General features: G+C 40.8%; 13 protein-coding genes. 6 read left to right on the forward strand and 7 right to left on the reverse strand.

The window, feature by feature from the left end:
- Positions 1 to 67 precede the first annotated feature (67 nt).
- Complete coding sequence (locus tag ACH2DQ_RS26820; protein WP_395028673.1) at positions 68 to 1,021, forward strand: metallophosphoesterase; 954 nt, start codon at positions 68 to 70, stop codon at positions 1,019 to 1,021.
- A 326-nt stretch (positions 1,022 to 1,347) separates the two neighbouring features.
- On the opposite strand, the gene ACH2DQ_RS26825 is transcribed toward ACH2DQ_RS26820, so the two are convergent.
- The 3 genes from ACH2DQ_RS26825 to pth form a co-directional block, all read right to left on the reverse strand.
- Positions 1,348 to 2,583 (reverse strand): hypothetical protein, encoded by a 1,236-nt coding sequence (locus tag ACH2DQ_RS26825; RefSeq protein WP_394911490.1) that lies wholly within the window; start codon positions 2,581 to 2,583, stop codon positions 1,348 to 1,350.
- Positions 2,584 to 2,865: 282 nt separating this feature from the next.
- Positions 2,866 to 6,390, reverse strand: a complete 3,525-nt coding sequence (gene mfd, locus ACH2DQ_RS26830) for a transcription-repair coupling factor (protein ID WP_394911491.1) — start codon at positions 6,388 to 6,390, stop codon at positions 2,866 to 2,868.
- Between the two features lies 1 nt (position 6,391).
- Positions 6,392 to 6,961 carry an aminoacyl-tRNA hydrolase gene (gene pth / locus ACH2DQ_RS26835; protein ID WP_394911492.1) on the reverse strand — a complete coding sequence of 190 codons (570 nt, stop codon included), beginning with the start codon at positions 6,959 to 6,961 and terminating at the stop codon, positions 6,392 to 6,394.
- A gap of 290 nt (positions 6,962 to 7,251) precedes the next feature.
- Between pth and ACH2DQ_RS26840 the strand changes: the two genes are divergently transcribed.
- The 4 genes from ACH2DQ_RS26840 to ACH2DQ_RS26855 all read left to right on the forward strand — a co-directional run bounded on the left by ACH2DQ_RS26840 (position 7,252) and on the right by ACH2DQ_RS26855 (position 11,249).
- Entirely contained in the window at positions 7,252 to 8,157 is a 906-nt protein-coding gene (locus tag ACH2DQ_RS26840; protein WP_394911493.1) for an L-ribulose-5-phosphate 3-epimerase, read from the forward strand.
- A 1-nt stretch (position 8,158) separates the two neighbouring features.
- The gene (locus ACH2DQ_RS26845; protein ID WP_394911494.1) at positions 8,159 to 9,214 is read left to right on the forward strand and encodes a hypothetical protein; all 1,056 of its coding nucleotides are present in this window, start codon (positions 8,159 to 8,161) and stop codon (positions 9,212 to 9,214) included.
- Between the two features lie 208 nt (positions 9,215 to 9,422).
- Positions 9,423 to 10,112: an L-ribulose-5-phosphate 4-epimerase gene (locus ACH2DQ_RS26850; protein WP_394911495.1), complete on the forward strand. Its 690-nt coding sequence runs from the start codon at positions 9,423 to 9,425 to the stop codon at positions 10,110 to 10,112.
- Positions 10,113 to 10,268: 156 nt separating this feature from the next.
- Positions 10,269 to 11,249 (forward strand): sugar-binding transcriptional regulator, encoded by a 981-nt coding sequence (locus tag ACH2DQ_RS26855; RefSeq protein WP_394911496.1) that lies wholly within the window; start codon positions 10,269 to 10,271, stop codon positions 11,247 to 11,249.
- A 102-nt stretch (positions 11,250 to 11,351) separates the two neighbouring features.
- Here the strand turns inward: ACH2DQ_RS26855 and ACH2DQ_RS26860 are convergent, their stop codons facing one another.
- From ACH2DQ_RS26860 to ACH2DQ_RS26870, 3 genes are all read right to left on the reverse strand, one after another.
- Positions 11,352 to 11,867, reverse strand: a complete 516-nt coding sequence (locus ACH2DQ_RS26860) for a hypothetical protein (protein WP_394911497.1) — start codon at positions 11,865 to 11,867, stop codon at positions 11,352 to 11,354.
- A 140-nt stretch (positions 11,868 to 12,007) separates the two neighbouring features.
- On the reverse strand, positions 12,008 to 12,445 hold the full coding sequence (locus ACH2DQ_RS26865) for a hypothetical protein (protein WP_394911498.1): 438 nt from the start codon (positions 12,443 to 12,445) through the stop codon (positions 12,008 to 12,010).
- A 68-nt stretch (positions 12,446 to 12,513) separates the two neighbouring features.
- Positions 12,514 to 13,029: a hypothetical protein gene (locus tag ACH2DQ_RS26870; RefSeq protein ID WP_394911499.1), complete on the reverse strand. Its 516-nt coding sequence runs from the start codon at positions 13,027 to 13,029 to the stop codon at positions 12,514 to 12,516.
- A gap of 98 nt (positions 13,030 to 13,127) precedes the next feature.
- On the opposite strand from ACH2DQ_RS26870, the gene ACH2DQ_RS26875 reads away from it, so the two are divergent.
- On the forward strand, positions 13,128 to 13,214 hold the full coding sequence (locus ACH2DQ_RS26875; RefSeq protein WP_394911719.1) for a DUF6783 domain-containing protein: 87 nt from the start codon (positions 13,128 to 13,130) through the stop codon (positions 13,212 to 13,214).
- Between the two features lie 147 nt (positions 13,215 to 13,361).
- On the opposite strand, the gene ACH2DQ_RS26880 is transcribed toward ACH2DQ_RS26875, so the two are convergent.
- The coding region (locus tag ACH2DQ_RS26880; RefSeq protein WP_395028674.1) for an RHS repeat-associated core domain-containing protein at positions 13,362 to 16,447 on the reverse strand (3,086 nt) is incomplete at its 5' end.

The raw sequence follows: 16,447 nt of genomic DNA on the forward strand, positions 1-16,447 counted from the left end.
CCCCGTGCTTTTTTTTCGATTCTGTGTTACAATTTTTCAAACAAAACAGAAAAGAGGCTTAAGTATTATGATTGCACTATTCTTATCACCAGTTTATCTCCTGGTGAACTTCTATATTCTTCGATGGATATTGAAATGGATGGGGGCATGTACCCATTATTTTAAGAAAAAATGGTTTCGGGTCGTATTCATTGCAGCTTATGCTTTTGTATCTACCTCCCTGTTAACTGCTTTCCTGATCAAAGAACCCGTTATCCTCCATCGGTTTTTAAAGACGGTAAGTAATCTTTATCTTGGAACCTTTCTATATATCCTGCTCACTGTAGCTGTGGTGGATCTGATTCGCATTATTATGCGACATTTAAAATGTGTGGATCAGGAAAAACTGCGTTCCCGAAGAACTTTTGTGCTGACCGGTACCGTCTGTGCCATAGTCATTATTTCCCTGAGTGTCTATGGTTCCCTCCATGCACGGCATATTTATAAAACAGGATATGATGTGACAATAGATAAATCCGGCGGCACTGATCAGTCCTTAAAGATCGCCCTGGTGGCGGACATGCACCTTGGCTACAGCATCGGCAGCTGGCATATGAAACAGATGGTAGCAAAAATTAATGCAATGGAACCGGATATTGTATGCATTGCGGGAGATATCTTCGATAATGAATTCGAAGCGATTAAAAATCCCGATGAAATTGCCCGGACTCTGAGCCGGATCAAAAGTAAATACGGTGTTTATGCATGTTGGGGGAATCACGATATTGAAGAACCCATCCTTGCCGGATTTACCTTTGGCTCTCAAAAAAAGATCGGTGCGGATACCCAGATGGTAGATTTCTTAAAAGCATCCGGCATTACTCTGCTGACAGATCAGACGGTTCTGATCAATGATAATTTTTACCTCACCGGAAGGGAGGATTATTCCGTTACCAAAAAGGATAAAGAGACCAGGAAAACCCCTTCCCAGTTAACCGAAAAGTTAGATAAATCGAAACCGGTCATATTTATTGACCATTAGCCAAAAGCCCTCCAGGAAGCAGCCGATGCGGGAGTTGACCTGTACCTCTGCGGCCACACTCATGACGGGCAGATGTTCCCTGGCAATCTTACAATTGGCCTGTTGTGGGAAAATCCATACGGGTACCTGAAGAAGGACGACATGCACAATATCGTTACTTCCGGCGCAGGCGTCTGGGGACCGAATATGCGTGTGGGGACCAAAAGTGAAGTAGTGGAGATCAATGTGTCCTTTGGCAAATAAATTCCGGATGAAGATCTGATTTTCACAAAAAAAGAAGCGTCAACTTAGCTGGCGCTTCTTTTTAATACCATCACTCTATTTACTTATTCAACTGCTTCTGTTGTCGCTGCTTGGGTTGCTGCTTCCGTTGTTGTTGCTTCTGTTGTTGCTGCCTCAGAACCAGCTTCGGTTGCCGCTGCTTCGGAACCTGCCTCTGTTGCTTTTTCGGATACTGCTTCTGAAGAATTTTCACTTGCTGCAGTGCCTGTGGTTCCTTCACTTCCTGCTTCCGTCGCATTGCTCTGAGCTTCGGTTTCCGTCTGTTTTACCGTAACCTTATCTGTAAAAGTGACCTTACCCCAGACCTTATCATCTACTTTGAATTCCACCTTTTCTTTCCATGCGGTGTAAACTTCTTCGTACTTGTCGCTCTTTCTCTGGTTGATAATTGTCTCTTTCTGGGTCTCGGTAGCCTCTTTGTCAAAGGTACTCTTCATCTGCACTACATAGTATCCGCTGTCCGTTTCAATCACGCTGTCTGCAGTTTCCCCATCTTTTAACTTGTCTGCTGCTGTCTTCACTTCATCCGGTAAGGTTCCGTTATCTGTTCCATAAGAAGATGTGGAAGCTGATTTTTCTTCATCTATCTCTTTTACGGCTGCATCCATTTCTTTTCCGCCCTTTACGGCATCCAGGACTTTCTGGGCATTATCTTTTAAGGCTTTTTTCTCATCATCTGTTAAAGCTTTTGTATTGCCGTCTGCATCTGTGGTATCAGCCGTACTGAATAATACATAGGATACCGTCTTCTGAGCAGCCTCATTATCGGATACGTTTGTATCTGCTTCTGCTTCAATTGCTTTTTTCATCTTGTTGTTAATTGTATAAAGTGTTAACACCCTGGATACGGTCTCCTGGGATGCTGTTAATTCATCAATTGTTTCCTGTGAATTCTCTTCCATAAACTGCTTCGCAGAGCTTTCAATTTTGGCTTTTTCATCATCGGTAACGGTAATATCATAATCAGCCATATGCTTCTCTAAGATCAGCATTTCTTCCAAACTGTCCATGATCTGTGTCTTAAATGTGGTACCATATGGAGTTCCGCTTCCCATAAGATCGGTATTCCACATATCCTCGCCAAACATGGAACCATAAGAACTCTGCATCTGAGCCTGATTATAACGAAGCATAAAATTTGCAATTTTGAAAGGTACTTTTTCCCCGTCCAACGTTGCCACTGCCGCATCTGCATTTACATTTCCGCACCCTGTCAGGGACGCTGCTGCCATACAAATACAGATTCCGGCAGCCACAAGTTTTTTACCCAGCTTATTCATAAATAAGTTTCCTCCTAGAATGTCTCAATTCCTTATATTATAGCTTGTTTTCAAATTCATCGCAATCCTTTTTGTTCATTTTTCACCTAAAGTTCACTTTTTTCGTTACTATTCACGGCCGGAGAGGCCGCTCATAGTAACGATTCGGGGCGATATTTAAATTTTTGCCACGCAAAAATCGCCCCTCACTCCTGAATCATTTTCTCACGGAATGCGCAGTTCAGCGCATTCCTGGCCGTGAATAGTAACCTTTTTTCCTGTAATTTTCGTAAATTTCGCTCTTTAATTCCGAAGGAGAAGAATATCATTTAAGATATCCCTTACCACCATGAGTATATCATCATTATCTTTCAGGCTCTTTCGCGGCTTACTGTAAACGAAATATGGATTTGCTTCAATGGTGAACTTCACTTTTCCGTTATAGCGCTTTAACATCTCTTCGATCTTTACCGGATCTACACATGCCCGTTCAAACATGGTAAATTTAATAAAGTCACCCTTCTGGGATATTTCCACCACAAATCCCTTATGTGCCAGGGCTTTTAAATTGGCGATCATCAGAAGGTTCTGGACTGATTTCGGCGGTTCACCAAAACGATCCATCAGTTCTTCTAACATATCATCGTATTCTTCTTCACTTTCAATACCTGCTATGCGTTTATAGATATCCAGCTTCTGGAACTCGCTGCGGATATAGCGTTCCGGTATAAATGCATCGATATCCAGGTCGATTGTCGTATCATAGGATTCTTCAATTGTTTTTTCGCCTTTTAATTCCCGAACCGATTCACCAAGCATCTTGCAGTAAAGGTCATATCCAATGGCTTCCATATGACCATGCTGCTCTGCCCCCAGCAGATTACCTGCCCCACGGATTTCCAGGTCACGCATGGCTATTTTAAATCCGGACCCCAGTTCTGTAAATTCTTTAATGGCATGGAGACGCTTTTCCGCTACTTCCTTGAGCATCTTGTTGCGTTTATACATCAAAAATGCATATGCGGTGCGGTTGGACCTTCCCACTCGGCCTCTCAGCTGATAGAGCTGTGACAGCCCCAGGTTATCCGCGTCATGGATAATCATGGTATTTACATTGGAGATGTCCAGTCCCGTCTCAATAATTGTAGTGGACACCAGCACGTCAATTTCCCCGTTAATGAAGTCGAACATAATCCGTTCCAGCTCCCGTTCCTTCATCTGTCCGTGGGCAAACGCCACGTTGGCATCCGGCACCAGCTTGGCTATGGTATTAGTCATTTCAACAATGGTATTTACCCTGTTATAGACGTAATATACCTGTCCGCCTCTTGACAGTTCCCGGTTGATTGCTTCCCGCACCATCTCATCATTGTACTCCATCACATAAGTCTGTATGGGCATACGCTCCATAGGTGCTTCTTCCAGTACGCTCATGTCACGGATACCAATTAAACTCATGTGCAGCGTTCTGGGAATAGGCGTAGCGGTCAGGGTCAGTACATCAATATTATCTTTTAATTTCTTAATCTTTTCTTTGTGGGTAACACCGAAACGCTGTTCCTCATCAATGATTAAAAGTCCCAGATCTTTAAACTCCACATCCTTTGACAGGACCCTGTGGGTTCCGATTATGATATCTACCATCCCTTTTTTCAGGTCTATAATCGTCCTTTTCTGTTCCGCCGCCGTCCGGAATCTGCAAAGCAGGTCCACCCGCACGGGGAATTCCTTCATCCTCTGGACAAATGTATTGTAGTGCTGCTGTGCCAGAATGGTAGTCGGAACCAGATATACCACCTGCTTTCCTTCCTGCGCCGCTTTAAATGCCGCCCGGATGGCGATCTCTGTTTTTCCGTAACCCACATCTCCGCAGACTAGACGGTCCATGATCTTGGTGCTTTCCATATCCTTCTTAGCCGCTTCTATCGCCAGCAGCTGATCCTCAGTCTCCTCAAACGGAAACATCTCTTCAAACTCTTTCTGCCAAACTGTATCCGGACCATAGATGAAACCCTCTCTTGCCTGGCGGACAGCATATAGTTCCACCAGATCTTTGGCAATATCCTTAACCGCACTGCGCACCCTGGTCTTTGTTTTATTCCATTCCTGGGTTCCAAGCTTATTCAGCTTCGGCTTCTTTGCATCCGAATCCGCATATTTCTGGATCACATCCAGCTGGGTTGCCAGGATATACAGATTGCTGCCGCCGCTGTACTCAATCTTCATATAATCTTTTGTAACCCGGTCAACCTCTACTTTTTCAATTCCCTTGTAGACACCCAGACCATGATTTTCATGAACCACATAGTCACCTACACTCAGTTCATTAAAGCTTTCAATCTTCTGGCCTTCAAAGCTCTTGCGTTTTTTCTTCTTTTTCTTTTCTTTTCCAAAAATATCACTTTCGGATATAATGACAAATTTAATCAGCGGATATTCATAACCTCTGTGGGTATTCCCATGGGTTACCAGAATTTCTCCCGGTTTCACCTTCCGGTTTAGATCTTCCGTGTAAAAGCTGTTCAGGTCATATTCCCTGAGATCCTCTGACAGCCGCTTTGCCCTGGTTCTGGAGCCTGATAAGAGAACCACCTGATATCCGTCTTTTTTAAACCGGCGCAGATCCTGCACCAGAAGTTCAAAGCTGTTATTATAGGGATTTACCGATTTCACATTCATGTGATGCATGTTTGTGATCTTCCAGTCCCCTTTTGCCGTCTCCAGCGTACTCAGTGCCAGGCAGTTCCGGTTATTCAGCCTGCCTATGATTTCATTATAGCTGTACAATACTTCTGTCTGACCCGGCAGAATATAGCCCTTTGCCAGACGGTTCATCATACTTTCCCGGAATTCTTCTTCAACCGCATATCCTTCTTCTTCCAGATGATTAGGTTCATCCAGGAAAAAAATCGTTTCCTTAGGATCAAAATACTCCAGAAAAGAGACATCCCGGTCGTAAAAGTAGTGGATATAACTGTCCAGTCCGGTAACTCCCCGGAAATCCGTTAACCGCTCTTTGATTTCTTCCGTCAGCTCCTGGATTCTGTGGGCTTCTTCCGTCTTCATCTGCTTACGCAGGGTCTGATAGAGTTTCTTAGACTCCTCTTCAATCTTTTTCAGCCCCAGCTCCAGATGCTTTTTATCTACAATTACCTCATTCGCCGGATATACTTTAATTTCTTCCAGATTTTCAATGGATCTCTGGCTTTCCACATCAAAGCTGCGGATGGAATCTATTTCATCTCCCCAAAGCTCAATACGGATTGGATTTTCTTCTGTCAGGGGATAAATGTCCAGAATGCCGCCTCTAACTGCGAACTGTCCAAAGCCTTCTACCTGGCTGCTTTTCTCATAGCCCATGCCCACCAGTTCTTCCGACAGCCGGTCCAGATCCATGCTGCTGTCATTTTTCAGGCAAAGCACATGCTCAGCAAAATACTGCAGGGGCAGTAAATGATCCATACAGCCGGCAAGGGTTGTGATAACCGTAACCCTGTCATTTTCAAGCAGTGCTTTCATAACCGCTATTCGCTGCTGCCCAATCAGGTTGCTGTGAATATCGGCACTGTAAAAAATCAAATCCTTTGACGGATAAAGCATTACATTTGGATCAAAAAATTTATAATCCTCATAGATTTCTTTTGCTTTTAAATCACTGTAAGTAAGGATGATTTTCTTTTGGAAACCATCCCCTGCACTATACATAAAATGTGATTTTTGCGAATCAATACAACCGGATACCTGAAGTACTCCCTGATGATACATTAGCTCCCGCCTGATATCCTCAAACTCGCTTAAATTTTTTAGTGGACTCGTAAAAGTCTTCATCTCACACCTTCTTATTATATTCATTCATGGCCGACGCCATATCTCCTGTCATAATTTTGACTGCCGCATCTCCTGCCCTTTCCAGCAGTTCGTCAATCAGCTTTCGCTCTTCCCTTGGAAAATGTCCCAGCACATAATCCGCCAGATCATAGCCTTCCGGCTTTTCTCCCACACCAATTTTAATTCTGGGAAATTCCTGGCTTCCCAGATGGGCAATAATATTTTTAATTCCATTGTGCCCTCCGGCACTTCCCTTAGCCCGAAGTCTCAGCTGCCCCGGTTCCAGACTGATATCATCATATATCACAATCAGCTCCGTTTCAAAATCGACTTTATAAAAGTCTATGACCTCACGGACGCTTTCACCACTCAGATTCATAAAAGTCTGGGGTTTTACCAGAATTACTTTTTGTCCCTCTATGATCCCGCTGCCGCACAATGCTTTAAATTTCTTCGTATCTACACGGATGCGGTACTTGTCCGCCAATTTATCTATTGTGTCAAACCCTACATTATGCCGCGTATGCGCATACTGTCGTCCCGGATTCCCCAGTCCTGCAATTACAAACATGTTTTCCTCCTCTGCCGGTTTTATACGGCTAAAATATACGCAGAAAAGTATCTTTCTTTCCCTGTGCGAATGAATCACAAGATGAACACTTTCAAACAGTGATCACTTCACACTTTCTCCCTTATTTTACAGGAAGAATCGCAAAATGTCCATCTTCAAAGTGGAATTCTGTAATTCTATCCAAACCCACCTGCACATATGTGCAATAACTGAGAATTTGTTGAACATGTGCGCACCATATGATATGCTGGAATTAATAAGAATTTATGTAGAAAAGGAGTGTGGAATTAATGTATAATATCCATAAGATACCCATTGGCATATATGAAAAAGCACTCCCCGGGGACTTTACCTGGGAGGAAAAAATGAAGGCTGCAAAAGCTGCAGGCTTTGATTATATGGAACTATCCGTTGATGAATCCGATGAACGCTTAAGTCGCCTGGACTGGAGTGAAGAAGAAATTGATGCTCTGAAATCTACCATGGAGCAAACCGGGATTTCATTTCCCACCATGTGTTTAAGCGGCCACCGGAAGTATCCATTTGGCAGCAAAGACCCTCATATCCGCGCAAAAGCATTTGAAATTATGGAAAAAGCGATTCTCTTATCTGTAAAATTAGGCATCCGCTGTATCCAGCTGGCAACCTATGACGTTTACTACGAAGAATCGGACGAAGAAACAAAAGCCCTTTTTCTGGACGGCATGAAACAATCCGTAGCCATGGCGGCAAGAGCGGGTGTCATACTGGCAATGGAGATTATGGATACAAAATTTGTAGGCACCATCGTCCGCGCCATGCACTATTTAAAGGAGATTCCTTCTCCATATTTTAAGATCTATCCGGATATGGGGAACCTCAGCAACTTCAGCAGCGATGTGGAAGGGGAACTGGAGCTTGGCTTTGCAGATATTGTTGCCATACACGTGAAAGAAACCAAACCCGGCGTCTTTAAATGCGTTCCCTTCGGTGAAGGCTGCGTCAGATTTACGGATATTTTCCGAAAATTAAAGGAATTGGGCTATTCCGGTATGTTCTTAATTGAAATGTGGGCAGATAATACTATAAACAACAGCTTTGATGATGCCGTTAACAATATCCGTGAAGCCAGAATGTTTGTGGAAGATAAAATGAAACAGGCGGGACTTCTTACGCCACCGCCTCAGGAAAACAAAAAAGCAGAAAGGACAGCATAATATGTTAAAAGCAGAAAAAAAAGTGATCTCAAACCTTACAAAGTGTTACTCGATTGCCCCTTTGACTTACAATGGCAGCCAGCACTTCTTAGTTGCCGCTGAAAAAACGGACCGGTGTATATTATTTGACCTGGATGGAAAGGAAGAAGCTACTGTCTGGAATGAGCCGGGCGGAGTGATGTCCATGGTACAGGTTCCCGGCACAAACGGCCAGTTTCTGGCTACACATAAATTCTACTCACCAAATGACTCCAAAGAAGCTAAAATTGTAATTGCCACCCCTGATGAATCCGGAACATGGGGCATCCGTACTTTGGTATGCCTTCCCCACGTACACCGTTTTGATATTATCGAAAACCAGGGCATCAATTATCTGATTGCCTGTACCTTAAAATCCGGACACGCATACAAAGATGACTGGTCCATGCCGGGTAAAGTCTACGTCGCAGAACTCCCCCGTGATTTAAGTCCCTATAACGAAGAAAATCAGCTGCCCATGACCGTACTAAAAGATGGAATGCTGAAAAACCATGGCTATTATAAAATAGCTATGGGAAATACACAGACCTGTGTAATCTCATGTGAACAGGGTGTCTTCCAATTTTATCCGCCTGCACAGCCCGGGGCAGACTGGCAGATCATCCAACTGCTTGACACACCTGCCAGTGATGCCGTATTGGTTGATTTGGATTCTGACGGAGACAAAGAATTAGTGGTACTTTCACCATTTCACGGGGACACCATCCGCATCTACAAAAAGCAGGGCGATCACTTTTCCATTGTTTATGAGTATCCGGTCAAATCCGCATTTACCCATGCAATCTGGGGAGGTATGCTGGAGTGCGGTCCTGCCGCAATCATCGGACACCGCCAGGGAGAGCGCAATTTAATCGCATTTACCTATGACCCTGAAGACAGCTGCTATCATGCTGATATTCTGGATAAGGACTGCGGTCCCGCTAATGTTATGCACTTTTCATATAATAATGAAGACATTCTCATTTCCACAAACCGGGAAATTGATGAGGTTGCACGGTATACGATATTGAAAATATAGAAATCTGAGCGTGTTTGAAAATTGCTTTTGCCTGCTGTCTGCGGCAAGTGTACGTATGCGAAGCGACTCGTAGTGAGCTGCGTAGTGGGCTGCGATTAGCTTTAACAGACGTGCATCTGGCGGAGACAGCGGGTCTCCGTTTACTGTGGATATAATTTAAAAGAGCCGAAGAATTTGGTGAAAATGATTTTGATAGAAGGAGAAAATAATGTTAGAAGAATTAAAACAAAAAGTATACGAAGCAAATATGGACCTGCCAAAATACAATCTTGTAACCTTTACCTGGGGCAATGTAAGTGCCATTGACCGTGAAAGCGGACTGTTTGTAATCAAACCAAGCGGTGTTGACTATGACAAGCTGGTTCCTTCCGATATGGTGGTCATGGATCTGAACGGGAACAAAATTGAAGGTGCTTACAATCCTTCTTCCGATACTCCTACCCATTTGGAATTATACAAAGCTTATTCTCATATCGGCGGTATCGTACATACCCATTCCCCCTGGGCAACTTCCTGGGCGCAGGCAAAAAGAGGGATTCCCTGCTACGGAACCACCCATGCAGATTATTTCTACGGAGAAATCCCCTGTGCCAGAAGCCTGACACCGGAAGAAATTAATTCTGCTTACGAAAAAAACACCGGATTAGTCATCATAGAAACCGTTTCTGCCAAAAACGCAATGTCCGTTCCCGGTATTCTCTGCAGCAATCACGGGCCCTTCACCTGGGGAACAGACGCGGCTGATGCGGTGCACAATGCAGTGGTATTGGAAGAAATCGCAAAAATGTCTTACCGTACCGAAACCTTAAACTCTTCCGTAAAACCAGCTCCCCAGGTGCTGCAGGATAAGCACTACCTGCGAAAACACGGAGCAGATGCGTATTATGGACAGAAATAGGGATGTCAGAAGGGAGAGTTAAGAGCGTGTTGACATGCTCTTAGCTCTCCCTTTATACCTGAATATACAACAGATCTCCTTTACAAACGCCCCCATAATTGCTAATATGATTATTAGATTTCATTATGAATACTGACTGGAAAGGAGCTGCATGAGGTGGAAGATGTGAAAAATTATGAAATGATGAATGATACGGAGAAATGGAATTTTCTTTCAGCCGTAGCAAATCTTTATTACAATTCCGATATGACTCAGAATGAAATAGCCGACCGGTTCTATACTTCCCGTTCCAAGATATCCAGGATGCTGAAAGAAGCCCGCCGGATAGGGGTTGTAGAAATAACGATCCATGAACCCTGGGAACGGAACAGTGCTTTGGAGCAGAAGTTTATGGAGACATTCTCTTTAAAGCATGTTAGGATTATCTCGGTGAAGGAGCAGAATTCTTCCTATGTGCTGCAAAAGCTGGGCGAAGCCGCTGCCTACTATCTGGATTCTATTATTGATAAGAATACGATTTTGGGAATGTCCTGGGGGAATACGGTCTACCATACGGTTCAGGCAATTAAGACCAGCAAAAATATTCCCCTTACCGTTGTGCCCATCATGGGCGCTGCCATTACCCACAAACCGGAGCGGGATTCTCTGGATCTCTCCAAAGAACTTGCGGCATCCTATGGAGGGACCTACCACTATATCTACGCTCCCCTTTTTGTAAAATCAAAAACCCTGCGGGAAAGTCTGATTCAGGAACCAAATATTAAGAAAACACTGGATCTGGCACGGAATGCAAATGTAATTCTCACTAGTGTCGGTTCCATCGCCTTTAAAACCTGGAAAGATTTCATCCAGCCCGCGTCACTGGAGAAGCTGTCCGAAAAAGGCGCCATCGGACATATCGGCGGTCACTTCTACGATATCCAGGGACAGGAAATCCTGACAAGCCTTTCCCAGAAAATGATCGGTATTGATCTGGATGATATCAGAAAAGTGAACGAAGTGATCTGCGTGGCTGGCATGGAGGAAAAGGCAGAAGCCGTTCTGGGTGCTGTCAGGGGCGGGTATATTGATACCCTGATTATTGACCAGTATGCTGCCAGGAGGATGTTGGAATTAAACCATTCTCACAAAGTCTGATGATGAAGCTTTATAGAACAAAGAAGGTGAGTGTCGCTAAAAAGGGATAATATCCTATTTATGGATTTTATCCCTGATTTCTAACATTTTTAGGTTCTATTCCTAATCATTTTTCAGAAAACCATTATGCACCATTTTTGTCATATACGCATCAAGCATCCTTTCTCCATAAATTTTTGCAAACCCTCTTGCAATCATTTTATTTAGTCTGGAGAAATGGTTATACGGATGTTTCGTCCATGTGAGATACTTTACAATATTACCACTTAGTGGATATAATATAGCAAAAATAGCATTTATTTTCCCCCGCGCTCTAACAAGTTCCTCATAATCCCCTGCCGCCAGTTTAATATATGCACATTCTTCTCTGTCATCTAATTCCCAGGGATGCCAGAAAACCCCCACAACTTTATCACCATCCTCTGCAATCACATATGGTTTATTTGCAACATAAATATTTAGTGGTGCGATAATTTGATAACTTGTTTCTATATTCCTGCAAAAATTATAAATAACATCTTTTACGTACTTATCAACTCCGCTTTCAAATACTATGTTAATATTTTTTAACTTCTCATCTTTTACAGTATTGCGCTGAAACAGCCAATTTTTTAACATTTTGCTTGCCATCCTTTCAACAGACATTTTGTAATGCCAGAATATTTTCATCCTACGACTCAAGCAATTCAATCACCATTTAAAAAGCCATTATCCTCTATTTTTGTCATATAAGCCTCCAACAGTCTTTCTTTATAAATCTATACAAATATGCATGCAAAGAGCGCGTTTAGTCTGACAAAACGCTTACATGGCTGTTTCGTCCATGTAAGATAAATTATGATCTTATCGCTTAATGGCTCCAATATAGCAAAAACAGCATCATATCTTCCCCTCTCTCTTACAAGATCATCATAGACACCTACCGCCATTTTTATATATGCGCCCCGCTCAGACAATTTCCAAGGACTCCCATAAGCACACACCGATTTATCACCAGCTTCGTTGTCTAGATGTGGTTTATTTACAACATAAATATTTAGTGGAACAACAAATTGATAATTCCTTTCTAAATTCCTGCAAAAATTATAAATCACATCCTTTACGTACTGATCCACTCCATCGTCATATACAATCTTAATGTTTTTTGTCTTCTCATCTTCTGCTGCTTTACGCTTAAACAGCCAATTTTTTAACATTTTGATCGCTATCCGTTCAAAAGACATATTTGTAATTAGGAATATTTTCATCATATGACTCAAGTAATTTAATCATTATATAAAAAACCATTATCCACTATTTTTTCCATATAAGCATTTAACAGCCTTTTTCCATAAATTTTTGCAAATCCGCCTGCAATGAGCTGATTTAGTCTGTCGAAGTGCTTATGTGGGTGTTTCGTCCATGTAAGATACGCTACTATGGCATCGCTTAACGGTCGCATTATAGCATAAACGGCATTGATTCTTCCCCTTTCTTTTGCAAGATCAGCATAGTCGCCTGCCGCCAATTTTATATATGCGCATTCTTCTCTCTCATACAATTTCCAAGGATGCCAGGAAACACTCACAACTTTATCACCATCACTTGCGACTACATATGGTTTATTTTCAACATAAATATTTAGCGGAGCAGCAAATTGATAATTTGTCTCTAAATTCCTGCAAAAATTATAGATCACATTTTTTACGTACTTATCCACTCCAGCATCATATACAATTTTAATGTTTTTTGTCTTCTCATCTTCTGCTGCTTTACGCTGAAACAGCCAATTTTTTAACATTTTGCTTACCATCCTTTCAACAGATATTCTTGTAATTAGGAATATTTTCATCATATAATTCCAGAAACTCACCATTTTATATTTCTGCCAAAGCATGTTTGAAAATTGCTTTCTGTAAAATGTGCTTCACAGTTTGCAGGAGATTTGTCCCGAATAAAAGAAACTCAGCTGGCTGTGTAACCTAAATCCAGGGTAAATATACCACAAAGTGGGGCATGTAAACAGCAATCATGAATTTCCAAACACACTCAAGTGCCTCTTCTTTTGTTTTTATAATTTCATCATACACCTGAATTATATTTATGTCAGCTATTAAATTTATATTGTACCAGTTAGTTCTTATACTTTCGATGCTCTTTACCAGGAGTGTGTTTTTTCGGTTTTGGTACTCCACGTTTATTACCCCTTGGCTGAAAATTCTTTTGCAGCCTAGCTTTAGCTTTAAGTGGTTGCCCTCCCCTTTTTTGCCCCGGGTGTCTATTAGGATCAACATCATTTTTTTCTTTCTTTTTTCCCGAAGAAATCTTTGGTTTTACTTTAGTTTTAGGCTTAGGTATCGATTTATAAGACGGTTTAGTCGATATGTTTGGTTTTGGTGTTGATGTATATGGCCTAGGTGCTGGACGATATGGCTGCGGTGCCGGCGTATAAGGTTTTGGTGCTGGGCGATATGGTTTTGCCGGTGGGGTAGGTGCTGGTCTACGATATACCGGTGTAGGACGATAGGGCACAAAACGTCTATATAACACCATCCCCGTCAATGTCAAACCCGTAACAATGATTCCACCAACTACAATTGTTGTTGTAGTTATTATAAAATGGCCACTTGGATCTTTCCGGCTTATCGGGTTATTTGCACAATATGCATATAAATGCAACGTCTCTGGCTGATCATTTTCTCCACGATAACTATCTCGTGTCAAGAATCTTCCATTTTGAGGATTATAATACCTCGCATTCATATAATATAAATTTGTACTTTTATCATACGTGCCGCCAGTATAGCATATTTCATTGTAAAATGATATATCTCCCTTTAGTGATGTCTCACCAAATGGCATATACTGATAAGTTAGAATGCACTTTCCTTCCGGATCAAGTATTGTCGTTGTGCTTTCTTTGATATCTTTATTATAAAGATAATACGCACCATCATTATCATCCTTGTATCTTTTAGAAGCAATTATACTATTTTCAGTATCCAACAAATTAAAGCTAATTCTTTTATTAGTTTTATCGCTTGTACTCCAAACTGCATCTTCTTGATAATAATAATTTGTCAAATTATTGTTCTCTAGTTTCTGTATTCTTTGTCCCTCACCGTTATAAATATTCTTCTGAGATACCAATAGTTTACCATTCTTCGTAATGGTTTCTTCTTCAAGACGGTTTGCGACATCATATAGATTTTTAACTACTGTATTATCAACAGTATCTTTTTCCTCTAATAAATTACCATTTGCATCATATACATATGTCTTTTCTCCTTGCTTTACTTCTCCTTCTTTTTGTATTTCTGACAACAAAATATTTAAAGAATTATACGTATAATATGTTGTTTTATTTCCTTTTGTCTCAGATAATCGATTTCCAACCTTATCATATGTATATAAGATATTTACTGATGAATGATCCGTCAAATTATTAATATTAGTTTTAACTAATCGACCATGTGGATCATATATATGTGTACGAGTTTCATTGATTCTATCTTCTGCTTTTTTAGAATAGTTATTTTCTATTCCCTCTACTAGTATATTATTATTTTTATCATAGATATAGGAATATGACTCATTTATCTTATTGGCATCTTCACTATCCGAATAGTCTATTTTTTTCACTCGAAGCATTTCATCATATAAATACGTTTTAAGAACATATTTATCGCTATTGCTACTAATAAAATCTCGGAAATCCCGAATTTGGCTAATCATACCTCTTGATGTATAATCATAGGTTCTGAATAATTTTTTAACATTATTAAAAGCGATAGCATAAATCTTCGTTATCCAATTATTATCATCATATTCAAATTGTAGCCCTTTAATATCCTTACCATTTTCAGGATATCTAATCTCCAAAATATTGCCATCATCATCATATTTATATTTTAGCGCACAAGAAGAAAGTTCCGTTTCTGTTGGGATATCTGAGCCATTATACTCTGATGTACTTTCTATTTGATCAAAATCATCATATTTATATACAGTATATCGGTATCTAACCAGGACACCATTAACAACTTTAAAATCTTCCATGATACTGACCTGATCTGTTGAAGTATAGGTATACTTTGTTAATAATGTTTTTGTCCCATCTGCCCTAAAATAATTAACATTTAGCAAACGATCTCTGCCATCATATTGATATGATTTATAGTCCCCATTCGTGTATTTCTCTTCGGTAACGTTATTATTCTTATCATATACAAAATCAGTAGAAACTGCTGCTAAATTTCCGTCTCCTAAATCTGATGTCTTTACAACTTGTCCGTTGCCATCCACGTATATTTTACTTACATTTCCGTTAGCATCTTCTGTTTTTGTACTAATGCTGCCGTCGTGTTCGTAAATATCGTAAACATAATTTGTGACGTTTTTACTTTGATCTGATAATACACTGCTTAAGCGGGATAAAGGATCATATTTATAGGCAACAACATTGCCCTCGCCATCAACTGATGTCAACTGGTTTCCCTGCGTATCATATGTGGCATGCGTATATATTGATTGGCTTGACACCTTCCAATTCCCACCATAAGCTGTTGGATTAATAACCGTTCCGGTAACATCTCCTGCTGAATTATGAAGCGTCAGCACAGTGAAATCATTATTAAGTTCGTCTTTCGGACATGTTTGAGTTTTAAACACTCTTCCACTGGAATCATATTCCATTTTAGTCATAATGCCATTTGCAACTTCTGCCACTATGTTGCCAAGTTCATCCTTATATTCTAATGATATTTTTCCCGCAGGACTAACATTTTCAGTTATATAAAAAATTTTACCAGCGTCATTCATCTTACAAGAATAACTGGTTGCATATGTCTTGCGAGCACTGCCTTTTTCAATATTTCTTCCAACAATGCGATTGCAGCTATCATAAGTATAATCTGTTTCTACACCGTATTTATCTACTTCTTTTATTAATGATCCATTTTTATTATATTCGTTTATTGTATTTGATAAAATACCCCCTTCCGAACAAACTGATGAAATTTCTCTGCCAAGGTAATCATAGGTATACTCCGTTACTGTCCCTATACCATCATCACTATAAATCAAATTGCCCATGTTATCATATTTAGCCGTTGTCGTAATTACTTTTCCGTCTATCGTCTCGGTAATTTTTTCTGTCTTTACACCAGTCCCATCATCTAATGAATACTCATAGTCTCTGAGTTCAGTTTTATATCCAA

It is taken from the genome of Robinsoniella sp., assembly GCF_034124845.1.